The 18,119-nt window shown below is 66.3% G+C and carries 14 protein-coding genes; 11 read left to right on the forward strand and 3 right to left on the reverse strand.

Annotated elements, in window-relative coordinates; translation table 11 throughout:
- The first annotated feature begins 112 nt into the window (after positions 1-112).
- The 3 genes from BBSC_RS06205 (at position 113) to metF (ending at position 4,121) form a co-directional block, all read left to right on the forward strand.
- The gene (locus BBSC_RS06205) at positions 113-670 is read left to right on the forward strand and encodes a SixA phosphatase family protein (protein WP_033519001.1); all 558 of its coding nucleotides are present in this window, start codon (positions 113-115) and stop codon (positions 668-670) included.
- Between the two features lie 221 nt (positions 671-891).
- A complete protein-coding gene (gene metE, locus BBSC_RS06210; RefSeq protein ID WP_033519002.1) occupies positions 892-3,198 on the forward strand; it encodes a 5-methyltetrahydropteroyltriglutamate--homocysteine S-methyltransferase in 2,307 nt (768 codons plus the stop codon).
- Between the two features lie 71 nt (positions 3,199-3,269).
- Positions 3,270-4,121: a methylenetetrahydrofolate reductase [NAD(P)H] gene (metF, locus tag BBSC_RS06215; protein WP_033519003.1), complete on the forward strand. Its 852-nt coding sequence runs from the start codon at positions 3,270-3,272 to the stop codon at positions 4,119-4,121.
- Positions 4,122-4,380: 259 nt separating this feature from the next.
- Here the strand turns inward: metF and BBSC_RS06220 are convergent, their stop codons facing one another.
- The 3 genes from BBSC_RS06220 to BBSC_RS06230 form a co-directional block, all read right to left on the reverse strand.
- Positions 4,381-4,752, reverse strand: coding sequence for a hypothetical protein (locus BBSC_RS06220; protein WP_033519004.1), 372 nt, complete (start codon positions 4,750-4,752; stop codon positions 4,381-4,383).
- A 71-nt stretch (positions 4,753-4,823) separates the two neighbouring features.
- On the reverse strand, positions 4,824-5,678 hold the full coding sequence (locus BBSC_RS06225; RefSeq protein WP_033519005.1) for an ATP-binding cassette domain-containing protein: 855 nt from the start codon (positions 5,676-5,678) through the stop codon (positions 4,824-4,826).
- 14 nt (positions 5,679-5,692) lie between these two features.
- On the reverse strand, positions 5,693-6,868 hold the full coding sequence (locus BBSC_RS06230; protein WP_033519035.1) for an ROK family transcriptional regulator: 1,176 nt from the start codon (positions 6,866-6,868) through the stop codon (positions 5,693-5,695).
- Between the two features lie 242 nt (positions 6,869-7,110).
- Between BBSC_RS06230 and BBSC_RS06235 the strand changes: the two genes are divergently transcribed.
- The 8 genes from BBSC_RS06235 (at position 7,111) to BBSC_RS06270 (ending at position 18,086) form a co-directional block, all read left to right on the forward strand.
- Positions 7,111-8,277 carry a substrate-binding domain-containing protein gene (locus tag BBSC_RS06235; protein WP_033519006.1) on the forward strand — a complete coding sequence of 389 codons (1,167 nt, stop codon included), beginning with the start codon at positions 7,111-7,113 and terminating at the stop codon, positions 8,275-8,277.
- A gap of 99 nt (positions 8,278-8,376) precedes the next feature.
- Positions 8,377-9,933: a sugar ABC transporter ATP-binding protein gene (locus BBSC_RS06240; protein ID WP_033519007.1), complete on the forward strand. Its 1,557-nt coding sequence runs from the start codon at positions 8,377-8,379 to the stop codon at positions 9,931-9,933.
- The gene (mmsB, locus tag BBSC_RS06245) at positions 9,930-11,150 is read left to right on the forward strand and encodes a multiple monosaccharide ABC transporter permease (protein WP_033519008.1); all 1,221 of its coding nucleotides are present in this window, start codon (positions 9,930-9,932) and stop codon (positions 11,148-11,150) included. The genes BBSC_RS06240 and mmsB overlap by 4 nt, the downstream gene beginning before the upstream one ends.
- A gap of 108 nt (positions 11,151-11,258) precedes the next feature.
- The gene (locus tag BBSC_RS06250; RefSeq protein WP_375713308.1) at positions 11,259-11,528 is read left to right on the forward strand and encodes a hypothetical protein; all 270 of its coding nucleotides are present in this window, start codon (positions 11,259-11,261) and stop codon (positions 11,526-11,528) included.
- Between the two features lie 129 nt (positions 11,529-11,657).
- Positions 11,658-14,780, forward strand: a complete 3,123-nt coding sequence (locus tag BBSC_RS06255) for a bifunctional [glutamine synthetase] adenylyltransferase/[glutamine synthetase]-adenylyl-L-tyrosine phosphorylase (protein WP_033519010.1) — start codon at positions 11,658-11,660, stop codon at positions 14,778-14,780.
- Positions 14,781-15,160: 380 nt separating this feature from the next.
- Positions 15,161-16,123 (forward strand): aspartate carbamoyltransferase, encoded by a 963-nt coding sequence (pyrB, locus tag BBSC_RS06260; RefSeq protein ID WP_033519011.1) that lies wholly within the window; start codon positions 15,161-15,163, stop codon positions 16,121-16,123.
- Positions 16,123-16,542, forward strand: coding sequence for an aspartate carbamoyltransferase regulatory subunit (locus tag BBSC_RS06265; protein ID WP_033519012.1), 420 nt, complete (start codon positions 16,123-16,125; stop codon positions 16,540-16,542). The genes pyrB and BBSC_RS06265 overlap by 1 nt, the downstream gene beginning before the upstream one ends.
- Before the next feature lie 116 nt (positions 16,543-16,658).
- Positions 16,659-18,086, forward strand: coding sequence for a dihydroorotase (locus BBSC_RS06270; protein ID WP_033519013.1), 1,428 nt, complete (start codon positions 16,659-16,661; stop codon positions 18,084-18,086).
- Positions 18,087-18,119 lie beyond the last annotated feature (33 nt).

Genomic DNA, 18,119 nt, shown 5'->3' on the forward strand with positions numbered 1-18,119 from the left:
TTCGGTGAATTTCGGCGAAATTCGACATGAAGACGCGCGACACACGGCAGGAAGTTCACTTTCATCTGCAACAATGGGGTGGACTTTCTGCGTAGTGAGGGAAAGGTGTGGTATGGGCATCAAGTTGGGCAAGGTCGCCAAGAAGGCGAAGTCATACGATCATATCCTCATCATCATGAGGCACGCGAAGGCTGAACCGTCCAGCGAGGGCGGGGACCGCGAACGTCCGTTGTCGGACAAGGGCCTCAAGCAGGCGAAGGCCGTCGCGAAGGGGCTGCTCGTCCTGAAGCTCGTCCCCGATCGCATCGCGTGCTCGGCCGCGCTGCGCACCCAGCAGACCTGCGCGAGGATGCTCAAGAGCTTCGGCGACGTACCGGTCGTCGACTACCGGCAGAGCCTGTACGACGGGGGAGTGCAGTCGGTGCTCGACGAGCTCGCCCACACCAAGAGCAAGATGCGCACGCTGCTGGTGATCGGCCATGAGCCGACCGTGTCGATCGCCAGCCAGTGGATCGCCTCCGCCGATTCCGAACCGGCGATGCTCGACCTGCTCAACCTGGGCATGTCGACCGCCTCGATCGCGATATTCGGTTCGAGCAAGCCGTTCAGCGAGTGGCAGATCCATGACGGCGAACTGCTCGCGGTGGTGAACCCGAAGGATTTCGACTGATCCGGCGGGAGACCGGCCTGCGGGCATAGGAACGATGCGGGCATGGGAAACGGGTATGGGGAGCAACGCGGACATGCGGAATCCGCTCCGAGCAGGGCCGTACGGGCCGCATAAGGGCCATAAGAAAAACTGATAGCGACACCCAAGTTCGCCTGATGTGCCGTGCGGCAACGATCTGTGGTAGGTTGAGCGGGTTGCATTTGTAAGATTCGGGAGGAACCATGTCTGCACTGACTTCCGTTTCCGGTTTTCCGCGCGTCGGCCAGAACCGTGAACTGAAGAAGATCATCGAAGCCTATTGGAAGGGCGCCGCATCGCTTGACGACGTGCGCGCCACCGCCAAGGAGCTGCGAGCCAAGCACTGGAAGCTGCAGGCCGACGCCGGCGTCGACCTGATCCCCAGCAACGACTTCAGCTACTATGATCAGATGCTCGACACCGCGATCCTGCTCAACGTGATCCCGCAGCGGTACCAGCGCCTCGCCTTCGACAACCCGGAGGAGACGCTGTTCGCGATGGCCCGCGGCTATCAGGGCGACAAGGGCGACGTGACCGCCCTGCCCATGAAGAAGTGGTTCACCACCAACTACCACTACCTCGTGCCCGAAATCGACGAGGCCACCGACGTCAAGCTCAACGGCACCAAGCCGTTCGACGAGTACCTCGAGGCCAAGGCGCTGGGCATCGACACCAAGCCGGTGCTCATCGGCCCCTACACCTTCCTCAAGCTCGCCCGCAACGCCCAGGCCGAGGAACTGACCTACGACAAGGGCCTGGTCAACGCCGTCGCCGCCGTCTACGCACAGGTGCTCGCCAAGTTCATCGAGCTGGGCGCATCCTGGGTGCAGATCGACGAGCCGTACCTCGTGCTCGACAAGGAGCCGGGCGACGTCGAGCTGTTCAAGTCGCTGTACGCCAAGATCCTGCCCGCCCGCAAGGGCCAGGTCAAGGTGCTGCTCAACACCTACTTCGGCCACATCGCCGACGTGTACGAGACCGTCAACCTGCTCGGCTTCGACGGCCTTGGCCTCGATCTCAACGAGGGCAAGGACGAGAACCTCGCCGCGGTGGAGCAGTACGGCGTGAACTCCGCGACCACCCTGTTCGCCGGCGTGGTCAACGGCCGCAACATCTGGCGCAACAACTACGCGGTGAGCCTCGGCCTGGTCGACGCCCTCAAGCAGAAGACCGCCAACGTGGCCGTCTCCACCGCCAGCTCCCTGCTGCACGTGCCGTTCAGCACCGAGGGCGAGACCGCCCTCGACCCGGATGTGCTCAAGCACTTCGCGTTCGCCGTCGAAAAGCTCGGCGAACTGCACGAGATCGCCGTGCTGGCCGACGCCTCCGAGGACGACAAGAAGGCCTCCGCCGAACTGGCCGCCAACCAGGCACTGTTCGACGGCACCCGCGTGGCCGCCGATCCAGCCGTGGCCGAGCGCATCGCCAAGCTGACCGACGCCGACTTCGTGCGCCAGCCGGCCCGCGCCGAGCGCCAGAAGGAGCAGCGCGAGGCCCTCGGCCTGCCGCTGCTGCCGACCACCACGATCGGCTCGTTCCCGCAGACCAGGGAGATCCGCGCCGAGCGTGCCAAGCTGCGCAAGGGCGAGATCACCAAGGACGCCTACGACGAGTTCATGAGGGCCCAGATCGACGCCGTCATCAAGCATCAGGAGGAGATCGGCCTCGACGTGCTCGTCCACGGCGAGTTCGAGCGCAACGACATGGTCGAGTACTTCGGCCAGAACCTCAACGGCTTCCTGTTCACCAAGAACGCGTGGGTGCAGTCCTACGGCACCCGCTGCGTCAAGCCCCCGATCGTGTGGGGCGACGTTTCCCGCGCCAACCCGATCACCGTCGAGTGGTCCGCGTACGCGCAGAGCCGTACCAGCCACGTTATGAAGGGCATGCTCACCGGCCCGGTGACCATCCTCAACTGGTCCTGGCCGCGCGAGGACATCACCCACGAGCAGCAGACCCAGCAGCTGGCCCTCGCCATCCGCGACGAGGTGCTCGACCTCGAGGCCGCCGGCATCAAGGTCATCCAGATCGACGAGGCCGCTCTGCGCGAGAAGCTGCCGCTGCGCCGCACCGACTGGCACAAGAAGTACCTCGACTGGGCCGTGCCGGCGTTCCGCCTGGTCCACTCCGCGGTCAAGCCGACCACGCAGATCCACACGCACATGTGCTACTCGGAGTTCAACGACATCATCCGTGACATCGACGCGATGGACGCCGACGTGATCTCCTTCGAGGCGTCCCGCGGCGATCTGGTGGTGCTCGACGCCATCCACGAGGCCAACTTCGAGACCGAGGCCGGCCCGGGCGTCTACGACATCCACTCGCCGCGCATCCCCTCCGAGCAGGAGATCGAGGACCGCATCTACGAGATCCTCAAGAAGATGGACGTCGAGAAGATCTGGATCAACCCGGACTGCGGCCTGAAGACCCGCGGCAACGCCGAGACCTGGCCGAGCCTCGAGCACATGGTCGCCGCCGCCAAGGCCGTGCGCGCCAAGCTCGCGAAGTAGCAGGTCATCTGCAGGTTCATCTACTGGGGCTCCCCTCGCAAAGGGGAGCCCATTGAATAAAAGGATCTTTCATGCATTCCCCGATGTTCTCGCTGGAAGTGTTCCCGCCGAAGCGCAACGCCCCGGTCGGCACGATCTACGACACCCTTGACGGCCTTGAAGGTCTGAGCCCCGATTTCATCTCGGTGACCTACGGGCACGGCACGCATTCCGACCGCACCGCCACCGCGCGCATCGCGAACACGATCCGCAAGGAGTACCGCATCCCGGCCGTGGCCCATCTGACCGCCCTGTATTCCGACAAGGCGAAGATCGACGAGGCGCTCGACATGTTCGAGCAGGCCGGCGTGAGCGCGGTGCTCGCCCTGCGCGGCGACCCGATCGAGGGTCTGGAGCCGAGCCGGGACTTCGCGCACGCGAGCGATCTGGTGGCCTACATCCGCGAGCACAAGCCCGACATGAAGGTGTTCGCCGCCTGCTACCCCGAAGGCCACATCCAGTCGGCCTCGCTCGACGAGGACATCGCGCACCTGAAGACCAAGGTCGACGCCGGGGCCACCCACCTCATCTCCCAGCTGTTCTACGACAACGAGGATTTCTACCGATTCCTCGACAAGGCCCGGGCCGCGGGCATCGACGTGCCGATCGAGGCCGGCATCATGCCGGTCGCCGGCGCGAAGTCCACGCGCTCGATGGCCGAACGCAACCGCACGCGCATTCCCCGCGCGGTCGAGTCCATGCTGGAGCGCTGGGGCGACGACGTGCCGACGCTGCGCGCCGCGGGCATCAATTACGCGTGCGAGCAGATTACCGATCTGGTGGCGAACGGCGTGGACGGCGTGCACCTGTACACGATGAATCGCCCCGCGTCGACCCGCCGCATCTGGCGCAACGTCGAGGCGCTGTTCGCGGTCGGGGAGTAGCTTTTCGGCCGTTTCTCTCTTCGAGAAGAGTGGGGATGCCCTGTCGTGCATGCCCCCCCGCTGGCGGGGGCTGTCGGCACAGCCTACTGGGGGGTGGTCGAAAACGCTGCAACGTCAGACATTTGACCACCCTCAGTCTCGCTTCGCGATCCAGCTTCCGCCAGCGGGAGCATCACCCTATCCTGTCTGGCTCCCCTCAGGGAGGGGAGCCAAGTCATGCCTTCACCTAGCTGCTTGACCGCGGCGAGGGGGTCGGAGGCTAGCGCTTGCGGGATTTGCGGGACTTGCCGCCGTTGGGACGTTTGGAACTTGTCGCGCGCTTGAGCGGCGACTGCGGCTTCTTCGGCTCGAAGAACGGGAAGCGTTCCAGTCCCCAGCGGTGCACCGCCGGGATCTTCGCGATGAGCACGCCGGCGATCATCACGCCGATGGTCGCCCACGAGGCGATCTCCTGCTTGGCCATGATGAGCACGATCACCATGCCGACGCCGATGATGCCGACGAACTGCTGGTACTTGTTCTGTGCCTCGGTCATGCGGTCGACCTTCAGCGGCAGCAGCCCGAAGAACAGGCCGATGGCCATGCTGGCGATGACGACGATGACCAGTACGGTGATTTCGGTGGATGTCATGGTGTCCCTTCGGTGTGCGTCACTTCATGATATGCGATTATGATATGCGATTCGCCGGCCTCGCGCATGCCTCAGCGATCGAAGCGGCGCGCCTGCGGCAGCCGCATGGTGCGGTCGATCAGCTTGCGCTGCTTGGCCATGTTGCCGTAGGTCTGGCTGTCGGCGAACACCGCGCGTCCGTCGTCGGCGTCGGAGACCCCGGCGATCTCGGCAATGATCTGCTCGTAGCTGGTCTCGTCGGTCCGGTGCACGCCGCGGACGCGCCCCTGGCGCAGCACCACGATGCGGTCCGACACGGCGAACACGTCGGGCAGGTCGTGGCAGACCATCACCACGGCGCGCCCTTCGGCGCGCAGGCGCTTGATGTACGACAGCACCTCGGCGGTCTGCATCACCGACAGCGAGGCGGTCGGCTCGTCGAGCAGGATGAGCTTCGGGTCGTTGAGCAACGTGCGCGCGATGGCCACGGTCTGCTTCTGGCCGACCGACAGCGAGGCGATTGGCTGGCCGACGCGGATCGACGAGCTGAGCGTCCTGAGCACGGCGCGGGCCCTGACGTCCATGGCCTCGTCGTTGCGTATGCCGCCGGGGCCATGCTCCTCCTTGCCGAGGAACAGGTTGGCCGAGACGTTGAGGTTGTCGCAGAACTCCTGCCCCTGGAACACCGAGGCGATGCCGATGGCGTCGGCCTCGCGGACGCTGGAGACGGTGACCGGCTCGCCTCGCCACACGATCTCGCCGCCGTCCGGCTGCAGCAGCCCGCCGACGATCTTCATCAGCGTCGATTTGCCTGCGCCGTTGTCGCCGACCACGGCGACGACCTCCTGCGCGTCGATGCGCAGACTGACGGATTTGAGTGCGGTGACGAAGCCGAAGCGCTTGGAGACGTCGCGCAGCTCCAGCAACGGTATGGTGTCTGTTCTCATCGCGTGTGCCCCTTCTACGCGGCTTGGGAGATACGGGTGGATTCGACGTGCTCGATGGCCATCAGCGCGGCGCCGAGCGCGGCGCAGGTCTCCGGATAGGCCGCGGGGACCACCTGGATGGGGGTCAGCGCGCTCGGGAACAGCAGGCGCTGCAGCGACTCGCCAAACGGTTCGAGGAACACGCCGCCGGTCATCGCCAGCTTGCCGCCGAGCACCACGATCTCGGGGTCCACGGCGATGCACAGCCCGGCCGCCACCTGGCCGATGCGCACGGCGGCGTCGGACACCACGCGCCGGCAGCCCGGGTCGCCGGCGTTGGCCTCCGCCACCAGGTCGTTCATGGTCATGTTGCCGTGCGTGACGCTCAGCAGGGAGACGAGCCGCCGCTCGTCGACCACGGTGTCGAGGCAGCCACGGTTGCCGCAGGCGCAGATGCTGCCCAGCGGATCGATCTGGACGTGCCCGATCTCGCCGGCGAGGCCGGTGACGCCCCGCCACAGCTCGCCGTTGATCATCACGCCGGCGCCGGTGCCGTCATTGGTGTGGATGTAGACGAAATCGGGCTTGCCCATGGCCGCGCCCATGCGCGACTCGCACAGCGCCGAGGCGTTGGCGTCGTTGTCGACCGTCACCGGCACATGGAAGGCGGTCGACAGCGGGCCGATCACGTCGAGCCCGTCCCACCCCATGAGGATGCCCGGCACGGCGATCGTGTGGGTGCGGCTGTCGACCGGCGCGGCGAGCGCGACACCGATGCCCACGATCTCGTCGGGGGAGGCGCCGACGTTGCTCAGGGTCTCGTTGATCAGCACCATCGCACGTTCCAGCGTGGTGTCGGCCTTGTGGTTGAGCGCCAGCGGCAGCCGGTGCTCGGCGATGACCGACTTCGAGTAGTCGATGATCTCCAGCAGCAGCTCGCGCCTGCCGATGGACAGGCCGACGCCGAGCCCCTGCTGGCGGGCCAGCGCGACCAGCGTGGCCCTGCGCCCGTTGCGCACGGTGTTCTGCGTCTCGAGTTTGCCTTCGTCGACCAGCTGGTGCACGAGATTGGACACCGTGGCCGTCGACAATCCGGACGATTCGGCCAGTTCGACCTGGGTCATCGCGCCGAACCGGTGTATGCACTCCAGCAGGTTCGCGCGGTTGGCCTCACGCAATGAGGTCTGTGAACCGAATAATCTTCCTGCCATACCCAACAGCATAACCCGTCATGGCCCCGAAATGCAGTGCAACAGCCGAATTCGCGCCGGATTTCGCAATATTGGCAATATTGTTAAGTTCATGTATATAACACAAGACCAAAATTCATTGCATGTTGAGTTTGACAAATGAACGCAATGGAGTATGCTGATGAACCATCGGCTCCGGGAACGTCCCCGGAGCCGTGCGGGCGAAGGGTAGTCCGCACTTCCTCAATGAAGAAGGAGATCGCATGAAATTCACCAACAAGATCGTCGCCGTGGTGGCCGGCGCCGCGATGTGCGTCGGACTGGCGGCCTGCGGCGGTGGGCGCACCGGCCAGGCCTCGGGCGAGGGATCGAAGATCGAGAAGGGCGACACCATAGGCATCTCGATGCCGACCAAATCCGAGGAACGCTGGAACAAGGACGGCAACAACCTCAAGAAGAAGCTGGAGGACGCCGGCTACAAGGTCATCCTGTCCTTCGCCGACGACAAGCCGGCCCAGCAGAACTCCGACATCGAGAACATGGTCAACAACAGCGCCAAGATCGTCGTGGTCGCTTCCAAGGACGGCACCGCCGTCGGCCCCGCGGTCGAGAAGGCCCGCGACGCCGGCGCCAAGGTCATCGCCTACGACCGCCTGATCATGAACACCGACGCCGTCGACTACTACGCCACGTTCCAGCTGGAGCAGACCGGCGTGCTCGAGGCCACCTACCTCATCGACAAGCTCGGCCTCAAGAACGGGGCGAAGGGCCCGTTCAACATCGAGCTGTTCACCGGCTCGCCCGACGACAACAACGCCAAGTACTTCTTCAAAGGCGCCTGGGACCTGCTGCAGCCGTACTTCGAGTCCGGCGTGCTCGTCAACCCCTCCAACCACGGCGGCGGCGTGAGCAAGGGCTTCAAGGTCGACGACTGGCAGAAGATCTCCGTGCAGTCCTGGAAGGCCGAGCAGGCCCAGAAGGACATGGAGTCCATCCTCGACTCCACCTACGCGCACGGCGAGAAGCTCGACGCCGTGCTCAGCCCCTACGACGGCATCAGCCAGGGCATCATCAACGCCATCGAGTCCAAGCGCCCCGACATGAAGCCCGGCACCGAGACCTGGCCGTTCATCACCGGGCAGGACGCGATGGAGCTCGCCGTGACCAACATCTCCGCCGACAAGCAGGGCGAGACCGTGTTCAAGGACGTCAACAAGCTGGCCGACGCGGTCTATGAGATGATCGTCGAGATCGCCGAGGGCAAGGAGGTCACCGGCGTCAACGGCACCTTCAACAACAACAAGATCGACGTGCCCTCCAAGCTGCTCGACCCGCAGAACATCACCAAGGACAACCTCGATGATCTGGTGAAGGCCGGATACATCACGCAGGACCGATTCGACCAGCTGGTCTCCTCGGCCACCAAGTGACGGCAGGGGCCGCCCGCGCGGGCGCGGCGCTGGCGACGGGCGCGCGGGCGCGGGCGGCCACCGACCACAACCAACATCCATCCATATAGGAGTGATGACATGTCTGCACCAGACACCATTTTGACCATGGAGAACATCACCAAGACGTTCGGGCCGGTCAAGGCCCTGACCGACGTCAATCTCGAGGTCGGGCGCGGAGAGATCCACGCCATCTGCGGGGAGAACGGCGCCGGCAAATCGACGCTGATGAACGTCCTTTCCGGTGTGTACCCCTACGGCAGCTATTCCGGCACCATCACCTTCGACGGCAAGGAATGCCGGTACCGCACGATCAACGATTCCGAGGCCGACGGCATCGTGATCATCCACCAGGAGCTGGCGCTGAGCCCCTTCCTGTCGATCGCGGAGAACATCTTCATCGGCAACGAACGGGCCTCGGGCGGGGTCGTCGACTGGAACCGCACCAGGGCCGAGGCCAAGAAGCTCCTCGAGCGCGTGGGCCTGCCGGAGAACCCGGACACCCGCATCATGGACATCGGCGTCGGCAAGCAGCAGCTCGTCGAGATCGCCAAGGCGCTGTCCAAGAACGTGAAGCTGCTGATCCTCGACGAGCCGACCGCCGCGCTCAACGACGAGGATTCCGCGCACCTGCTCGGACTGGTCCGCCAGCTGCGCGACGAGCACGGCGTGACCAGCATCATCATCACGCACAAGCTCAACGAGGTCGCCGCCGTGGCGGACAACGTCACCATCATCCGCGACGGCTCCACCGTCGGCCAGATGTACGTCACCCCGGAAACCCCGCTCGACCAGGAGGAGCTGATCCGCAAGATGGTCGGCCGCGAGCTGACCAACCTCTACCCGGACCACCCGTCCAACGCGCCGGGCGAGGAGTACCTGAGGCTCGAGAACTGGACCGTGCACCATCCGATCGACCCGACGCGCGTGATCGTCGACCATGCGAACATCAACGTGCATGCCGGCGAGATCGTCGGCCTGGCCGGCCTGATGGGCGCCGGGCGCACCGAGATGGCGATGAGCCTGTTCGGCCACTCGTACGGGTCCAACATCTCCGGCAACGTCTACGTCAAGGGCAAGAAGGTGTCGCTGCCCAACGTGCAGTCGGCCATCGACGCCGGCCTGGCGTACGCCACCGAGGACCGCAAGGGCTACGGGCTCAACCTGCTGCAGAACATCCGCGAGAACGCGTCGATGGCCTCGCTGACCAAGATGAGCCGCGGCGGCATCATGGACGACAACGTCGAGCGCAAGGAGGTCGAGCAGTACCGCAAGGACTTCCGCATCAAGTGCCATGACATCGACGTGAACGTCGGCACGCTCTCCGGCGGCAACCAGCAGAAGGTCGTGCTCGCCAAATGGGTGATCTCCGACCCGGACGTGCTGATCCTCGACGAGCCGACGCGAGGCATCGACGTCGGCGCCAAGTTCGAGATCTACGAGATCATCGACCAGCTCGCCGACGCGGGCAAGGCCGTGATCGTCATCTCGTCCGAGCTGCCGGAACTCATCGGCATCTGCGACCGCATCTACACGGTCAGCCAGGGCGTCGTCACCGACAACGTCGACAAGAACGGCTTCACTCAGGAATACCTGATGAAGGGAATGACCAAGGAAAGGGAGGTGGCTGCACGATGAGCTCCGCAACCGCAGCACCATCACAGAAGAAGGATGAAGCGAACGGCCTGCTGGCCACCATCGCCAACAACGCCCGCCAGTACGGCATCGTCGGCGCGCTGCTCGTCATCGTCGCCGTGTTCGAGGTCCTCACCGGCGGCGTGCTGCTCAAACCGAACAGCTTCGTCTCGCTCATCCAGCAGAACGCGTACGTGATCATCCTCGCCATCGGCATGGTGATGGTCATCATCGCCACGCACATCGACCTGTCCGTCGGCTCGCTGGTCGCCTTCATCGGCGGCGTGTGCGCGCTGCTCATGGAACGCCAGGGCATGAACTGGATGCTCGCCGTGGCCATCTCGCTGGTCGTCGGCCTGATCATCGGCGTGTGGCAGGGCTTCTGGGTCGCCTACGTCGGCATCCCCGGCTTCATCACCACGCTGGCCGGCATGCTCATCTTCCGCGGCCTGGCCACCGTCATCGTCGGCGAGTCCGTGCCGATCACCTCCAATGCGTTCCGCGGCATCGCCCGCGACTACGTGCCCAGCATCCTCGGGTTCTGGGGGCCCTTCGACGGCCTGACCATCGTCGTCGGCCTGCTGTGCATCGCCGGGTTCGCCTTCAGCCAGCTGCGCAAGCGCAAGCGCGTCGAGAAGGTCGGCCTGGTGCCCGAGCCGATGACGCTGACCGTCCTCAAGATCGTCATCGCCGCGGTCGTGATTGCGTTCGTCACCTACCTGCTCGCCTCCTCGGGCAACGCGGACCAGGGCGGCATCCCGATCATGCTCGTCATCGTCGGCGTGCTCGTGTTCGTGTACAACTTCATCCTGACCAAGACCGTGTTCGGCCGCCACGTGTACGCGGTCGGCGGCAACCGCAAGGCCGCCATCCTGTCTGGCATCAACACCAAGCGCGTCGACTTCACGCTCTTCGTGCACATGGGCTTCCTGTCGGCCGTCGCCGCGGTCTGCATGCTCTCGCGCCTGGCCTCCGCCACCGCGCAGGCCGGCATGGAGTTCGAGATGGACGCCATCGCCGCCTGCTTCATCGGCGGCACCGCCGTCACTGGCGGCATCGGCACCATCCCGGGCGCCGTGGTCGGCGCGTTCGTGATGGGCGTGATCAACCAGGGCCTGTCGATCATGGGCGTCGACACCGCGGTGGTCAAGACCATTAAGGGCCTGGTGCTCCTGCTCGCCGTCGCCGTGGACATCATGTCCAAGCGCAAGAAGAGCTGACCCCACCCCGTCAATCTCGGCCATCGTGCGGCCCCGGGCGCTTCCCGCGAAGCGCGCCCGGGGCCGCATGCTACCGATATCCTTTATCCCGATACTGGGGGGAAACGCATGAATATGGAATTCAACACGCGCACGAGGGCCCGGCTGTACGCCCTCACCTGCCTCGCCTGCCTGGCCTGGCTCGTGCAGACCGTGGTGCAGTCGTACGGCGACGGCACGCTCCTGACCTGGCCGACGGCCATCCTCGCTCTCTGCCTGATCGTCGTGGTCGGGTACACCGGGTACAACGCGGTGGCCGGGTGGAACGCCGGCGACGGGGACGGCGATGGCGCCGGTGAGGGCAGTGGCGGCGACGGGGACGGGACGCCGGCCCGGTAGCGGGGCCTTCGACGCTATCCCCGCAACGTCGCCCGTGGTTCGGCATCGCGGCCGCATGGTGTCGCATATATGCCGCGTATATGCCGCGATGCGTGGTTCGCGGCGCGGATGGCATGTACATTGGAAGATATGGAAACCACGCGAGAATTCAACGTAGGCGCACGCGACCTGATCCATGCGGGGCTGCAGGATCTGGACGGCGCCCGCACGCAGTTCGCCAGGCTGGCCGCCGACGGGATGGACGAGGACCGGCTGAGGGCCCTGCTGGCCGCGCTGCAGAAGGCATGCGACCCGGACGTGGCGCTGAGCAACCTGGTCGACATCATCAACGCGCTGATCAGCCAGGGGCGCTCGCTCGGCGAGGTGCTGCCCGACGACCGCGCGTTCGCCCAACTGGTCGCGGTGCTCGGCGTGTCCGACGCGATGGGCAAGTTCATGCGCTTCCGCATCGACCTGGTCGAGGCGGCGGCCATCGACGGCTGCGACTCGCACCTGTTCAACCACGACCAGCGCAGGGCGCACGTGCTCGGCGCGGTCGGCGCCGACCCGGCCGACCACCGCGCGCCGACGGCGACCAAGCCCCTGGCCGAGGCCACCACCGCGCTGCGGCGCACCTACCGTAAGCAGCTGGCGGCGATCATCGCGCAGGACACCATGGCCGACGACCCGGTCGCGTTGCAGCCGCGCATCAGCGAGGAGCTCTCCGACCTGGCCGACGCGGCGCTCGAGGGCGCGCTGGCCATCGCCCGCAACGAGACCGAGGGCAGCGAGCACGTGCGCTTCTCGATCATCGGCATGGGCAAGCTCGGCGCCCGCGAGCTCAACTACGTCTCCGACGTGGACCTCATCTACGTGGTCGAACCGGCCGACGGCGATATCGACGGGCAGCGGCTGACGCGCGTCGGCACGAAGATGGGCACGCTCCTGCAGCGCGTCTGCCAGTCCGTGATCATGGGCGTCGCCGAACCGGCCCTGTGGCAGATCGACGGCGGGCTGCGCCCCGAAGGCAAGGACGGCCCGCTCGTGCGCACGCTCGACTCCCACCGCGGCTACTACGAGCAGTGGGCGGAGAACTGGGAGTTCCAGGCGCTGCTCAAGGCGCGCCCGGTCGCCGGCGACGAGGACCTCGGCGCCGCGTACATGGCCATGACCCGGCCGCTCGTCTGGAGCGCCTCGAAACGCGACAACTTCGTCTATGACTGCCAGAAGATGCGCCGGCGCGTCGAGGACCTCATCGCCGCGCCCCTCAAGGACCGGGAGATCAAGCTCGGCAGGGGAGGCCTGCGCGACGTGGAATTCACCGTGCAGATGCTCCAGCTCGTCCACGGGCGCACCGACGAGGCGCTGCGCACCAGGGCCACGCTCGAATCCCTGCAGCGCCTGTCCGACGGCGGGTACGTCTCGCGCAGCCAGGCGGCCAGACTCGCATGGGACTACCGCTTCGAACGCGTGCTCGAACACCGCCAGCAGATGTGGGCGCTCAAGCGCACCCACCTGTTCCCCGATCTGGGCGGCGACGCGAACCTCGGCGGCCTCGACCGCAAACGCGCCGTCGACGTCGAGCTGCTCAACCAGAACCCCGAACTGCGCCGGCTCGCGCGCGCGTTCGGCATGCACCCCGAAGCGCTCGTCAACAAGTACGACGAGACGCGCCGCGAGGTGCGCCGCCTGCACATGGACATCTATTACCGGCCGATGCTGCCGATCACGGCCTCCGCCGACGGTGACGGCATCGAACTGAGCCAGCAGGCCGCGCAGGAGCGCTTCGAATCCATCGGGTTCGAGGACCCGCAGGCCGCGATCCGGCACGTGCACGCGCTGACCGCCGGCATCTCGCGCGCCTCGAAGATCAACCGCATCCTGCTGCCGGCCGTGCTCCAATGGCTCGGCCAGGGGCAGAACCCCGACATGGGGCTGCTGGGCTGGCGCCGGCTCGAGGAGCACTTCGGCACGGACAGCGAATACCTCGGTTTCCTGCGCGACTCGACCTCCGCGGCGCAGCGTCTGTGTCACATCCTGTCGAATTCGCGCTTCCTCGGCGACGCGCTGGGCAAATCCGTCGAATCGGTGACCTGGCTCGGCAACGACGGCCAGCTGCGCGCCAGATCCCGCGAGAGCCTCGACGTGCAATGCGCCTCCTCGCTGAGCCGCAACGCCGGCAACATCAACGATTTCGCGACGTCGATGCGCGCGATGCGCCGGCACGAGATCGAGCGCATCGGCCTGGCCTGGATGAGCGGCGTGATGAACGACGCCGATTCGCTGCGCGGCATGACCGACGTGTACGACGCGGTCATCGACGCGTCGCTGCGCTGGGCGATCGCCGACCAATGCGCGCAGACCGGCGCGGACCGGGCGCCCGTCGACATCGCGGTGATCGCGATGGGCCGCTACGGCGGCCGCGAGGTCAACTTCAGCTCGGACGCGGACGTGATCCTCGTCTACCAGCCGGTCGGCGGCGACGGGTCCTCGGACGCGGACGACGGCGAGGCCTGCAACCGCTTCGCCCGCAAGACTGTGGAGTCGCTGCGCCAGATCCTGCAGGGGCCGACCACGCTCGAACCGAAGATCGAACTCGACCTGGACCTGCGGCCCGAAGGCAAGAACGGCCCGCTGGTGCGCTCCTACGACTCGTGCCGCGAATACTACGCGTCATGGGCGAGCACATGGGAGCACCAGGCGCTGCTGCGCGCGCGGTACGCGGCCGGCAGTCGGGCGCTCGCCGACGACTTCCTGCGCGACATCGCCGACCCGCTGCGCTACCCGGCGCAGGACCTGACCGAAGCGCAGCTGGGGGAGATCCGCAAACTCAAGGCGCGCATGGAGGCCGAGCGCCTGCCGCGCGGCGTGCGGCGCGAGCGGCACCTCAAACTCGGCAAGGGCGGCCTGTCCGACGTGGAGTGGACCGTGCAGCTGCTGCAGCTGCGCCATGCCGGCGACCACGCCGCGCTGCGGCTCAACTCCACGCTGGAGACGCTGGACGAGCTGGAGCGGATGAAGTGCATCGACGCGGCCGACGCGATCGTGCTGCGCAAGGCGTGGCGCATGTGCACGGCGGCCCGCAACGGCAACTACCTGTGGAACGGGCGCGTGTCCCAGGCCGACATCCTGCCCGACGACATCTATTCGCTCGGCGGCATCGCCGTCTACCTCGGCTATGACGCGCACCGCGGGCAGCACTTCGAGAACGACCTGCTCGGCGCCATGCGCAAGGCCCGCGACGTGGCCGAACGCCTGTTCTACGGGCGCTGAACGACCTCGGGGAGAGGACCGAACGGTCCCGGCCCTCTCCCCAAGGGGCCCTGAGGGGCAACCGGGGCCGTCTTCGAGACGGAATTGAGTCCCAACCGCGAGTTGTCGGTGCGCGGGTGAGTAGAGAAAACGCTTTTCCATGGGGGAAATACGCGGTTGTAACGTTCCAAAAGCCGTATGCCCGGAGACCGCGCACCGACAACTCGCGATTGCCGCGCATCGGCGGGCCGCACAGGCGGGTGAACGCACGGTGACGCGCGGGTGTCGCGCGAAACCGCAAAACGGTCTATAGTCGGATAGGTCACATCAGTGGCCACCTTGTCCGCTTCACGCATGAAAGGTGAGCCGTGTCTTCTGAACATGCCCCGGTGGAGACGCCGATGGTCGGTAAAAGCGTTATCACACTGGATGATCTTTCCATCCCCCAGATTCGAGAGCTGCTGCACAAGGCGCAGTACATCGATTCTCATCGCAAAGACGTGGCGCACACCTGCGACGGCAGGGTGCTGGCCACGCTTTTTTATGAGCCGAGCACGCGCACGCGCCTGAGCTTCGAGACGGCCATGCTGCGTCTGGGCGGCAAGGTGATCGGCTTCGCCGGCGCGCAGCTGAGCTCCGCCTCCAAGGGCGAATCCATCGCCGACACGCTCAAGACCGTGTCGAACTACGTCGACGTGGTCGCGATGCGCCACCCGAAGGAGGGTGCCGCGCTGGTGGCGTCACGCGCCGCGTCGGTGCCGGTCATCAACGCCGGCGACGGCGGCCACATGCACCCCACGCAGACGCTCGCCGACCTCGCCACGCTGCAGTCGCGCTTCGGCCGCGTCACCGACCTGACCGTCGGCCTGTGCGGCGACCTGACCTTCGGGCGCACCGTGCACTCGCTCATCGAGACGCTGTGCCGTTTCGGCAATGTGCGTTTCGTGCTCATCAGCCCCGACGAGCTCAAGACCCCGCAGTACGTGCTCGACCGCATCAACGCCACCGAGACCTGCTCCTACACCGAATGCCGCGACCTGGTGTCGGTGATCGGCGACCTCGACGTGCTGTACATGACCCGAGTGCAGCAGGAGCGCTTCTTCAACGAGGACGACTATCTGCGCCTGCGCGATACGTACATCCTCGACGAGGACAAGCTCAGCCACGCGAAGCCGACCATGGCCGTGCTGCACCCGCTGCCGCGCGTCAACGAGATCGCCGTCGAGGTCGACGACGACCCGCGCGCCGCCTACTTCGAGCAGGTGAAGAACGGCATGCTCATGCGCATGGCGCTGGAAAGCTCGGTTGTGGGCGACGAACTGCCCGGATACGAACCGCTCAACCCCAAGGAGATGCAGGCCTGATGGAAGTCACCAGCATTCAAAACGGCATCATCATCGACCATGTGCCGGCCGGCACCGCGCTCAAGGTGCTCGAATACCTCAAAATCGACCCGTCCAAGACGCGCCTGGCGCTTATCATGAACGCGAGCAGCCACCTGTACGGCACGAAGGACATCATCAAGATCGAGAACGAGGAGGACGTCAACCTCGACGTGCTCGGCCTCGTGGCCCGGCAGGCGACGGTCGGCATCGTCCGCGGCGGCAGGATCGTCGAGAAGAAGAAGCCGACGCTGCCCGAGCATGTGGTCAACATCATCAAGTGCGTGAACCCGCGCTGCGTGACCACCACCGAGCGCGGCATCGACCAGATGTTCCATCTGGCGCATTCGCAGCGCCAGGAATACCGCTGCGACTACTGCGACGAGGAAGCCAAGTTCTAAAGTCCCATCGGCCGGGCTCCGGCGCACCCCGCCAAGGGGCCGCCGGAGCCCGGCCCGCATCGCCGCCGTCGGCCGGCGGCCGAGCATCATACGAATCCGAGCATAAGGAGCCACGCATGCTGACCCTGCGCAACATCACGGTATGGGATACCGGCGAGACCATCGACCTGGTGATCCCCGACGCCGACGCGGCGCGCCTGTTCACCGAGGACGGCGCGGTCACCGACGGCGAATTCGACGCCACCGGGCTGACCATCGCGCCCGGATTCGAGGATCCGCACGTGCACTTCCGCGATCCCGGCCAGACCTACAAGGAGTCGATGCTCTCCGGCTGCCGCGCCTCCGCGTCGGGCGGCTACACGAACGTGCTGATCATGCCGAACACCGTCCCCGCGATGGACGGCGAGGCGGTCGAGGCCGGCCAGCCGGGCGCCGACGAGGTGCTCGGCGCCGGCTACGGCACGGTGATCGACTACCTGCAGCACTACGAGCGCGCCCACGGCACGGCGCTGCCCGTGCGCTACGACCTGTGCGTGTGCGCCTCCAAGGGGCGCGCCGGGGCCGAGGCGAGCGACCCGTCCAAGTGGCTGCGCTACCTGCCGAACCACGGAGACACGGGCAAGGACGAATACCAGCTCGCGCACCCGGTGACCGCGGTCAGCGACGACGGATCGGCCGTCACCGAAGGCATCCTCGACGACGTGCTGCGCAACGTCAAGGACTCCGGCCTGTATCTGATCGAGCACTGCGAGCACCACGACACGGGCGCGGTGAACGACGGCCCGGTGGCCCGCGAGCTCGGCGTGCCCGGAATACCCGAGGACACCGAGCTGAGGATCGTCGCCCGCGACATCGCCAAGGCCCGCGACACGGGCGTGCACGTGCACTTCCAGCACGTCAGCACGGCGATCAGCTTCGACGCGATCCGCCAGGCCAAGGCGGAGGGGCTGCCCGTCACCTGCGAGACCGCGCCGCATTACCTCGCCCTGTGCGACGAGGACCTGCTGCGCTACGGCACGCTCGCGAAGATGAACCCGCCGCTGCGTTCGGCCGCCGACCGCCAGGCCACGATCGCCGCGATCGCCGACGGCACCGTGGACCTGCTGGCCACCGACCACGCCCCGCACACGCTCGAGGAGAAGAAGCTCGGCTTCCTCGAGGCGCCCAACGGCATCATCGGCCTGGAATGCGCGTACGCCGTATGCCACAAGGTGCTGGTCGACGGCGGTTACATCACCGACCGCCGGCTCATCGAGCTCATGTCGGTCGCGCCCTCGCGCCTGATGGGGCACCGCCCGACGGACGTGGCCGCGCTGCTCAACACCTCGTCCAAGTGCGCGCTGCGGCGCGTGTTGGACCTGGGCGCGGTGGAGCACCCCGACGGCGTGGACCTGGTGGTGCTCGACACCCGCGCCGACTGGACCGTCGACCCCGAGCGGTTCCACTCCAAGGCGCGCAACACGCCGTTCGGCGGCTGGCGGGTGACCGGCCGGCCGCTGGCCACGATCATCGGCTCCAAGCTGGTGTTCAGCCGCATACGCTAGTGGACTTGTCTGTTCCCAGGATTCGCAGGAAAG

Source organism: Bifidobacterium scardovii JCM 12489 = DSM 13734 (genome assembly GCF_001042635.1).
In the GTDB taxonomy this organism is placed as follows: Bacteria; Actinomycetota; Actinomycetes; order Actinomycetales; family Bifidobacteriaceae; genus Bifidobacterium; species Bifidobacterium scardovii.

Coding starts and splice junctions, on each gene's coding strand:
- BBSC_RS06205 (WP_033519001.1), top strand. CDS start 113: ATGGGCATCAAGTTGGGCAAGGTCGCCAAGAAGGCGAAGTCATACGAT.
- metE (WP_033519002.1), top strand. CDS start 892: ATGTCTGCACTGACTTCCGTTTCCGGTTTTCCGCGCGTCGGCCAGAAC.
- metF (WP_033519003.1), top strand. CDS start 3,270: ATGCATTCCCCGATGTTCTCGCTGGAAGTGTTCCCGCCGAAGCGCAAC.
- BBSC_RS06220 (WP_033519004.1), bottom strand. CDS start 4,752: ATGACATCCACCGAAATCACCGTACTGGTCATCGTCGTCATCGCCAGC.
- BBSC_RS06225 (WP_033519005.1), bottom strand. CDS start 5,678: ATGAGAACAGACACCATACCGTTGCTGGAGCTGCGCGACGTCTCCAAG.
- BBSC_RS06230 (WP_033519035.1), bottom strand. CDS start 6,868: ATGGCAGGAAGATTATTCGGTTCACAGACCTCATTGCGTGAGGCCAAC.
- BBSC_RS06235 (WP_033519006.1), top strand. CDS start 7,111: ATGAAATTCACCAACAAGATCGTCGCCGTGGTGGCCGGCGCCGCGATG.
- BBSC_RS06240 (WP_033519007.1), top strand. CDS start 8,377: ATGTCTGCACCAGACACCATTTTGACCATGGAGAACATCACCAAGACG.
- mmsB (WP_033519008.1), top strand. CDS start 9,930: ATGAGCTCCGCAACCGCAGCACCATCACAGAAGAAGGATGAAGCGAAC.
- BBSC_RS06250 (WP_375713308.1), top strand. CDS start 11,259: ATGAATATGGAATTCAACACGCGCACGAGGGCCCGGCTGTACGCCCTC.
- BBSC_RS06255 (WP_033519010.1), top strand. CDS start 11,658: ATGGAAACCACGCGAGAATTCAACGTAGGCGCACGCGACCTGATCCAT.
- pyrB (WP_033519011.1), top strand. CDS start 15,161: ATGGTCGGTAAAAGCGTTATCACACTGGATGATCTTTCCATCCCCCAG.
- BBSC_RS06265 (WP_033519012.1), top strand. CDS start 16,123: ATGGAAGTCACCAGCATTCAAAACGGCATCATCATCGACCATGTGCCG.
- BBSC_RS06270 (WP_033519013.1), top strand. CDS start 16,659: ATGCTGACCCTGCGCAACATCACGGTATGGGATACCGGCGAGACCATC.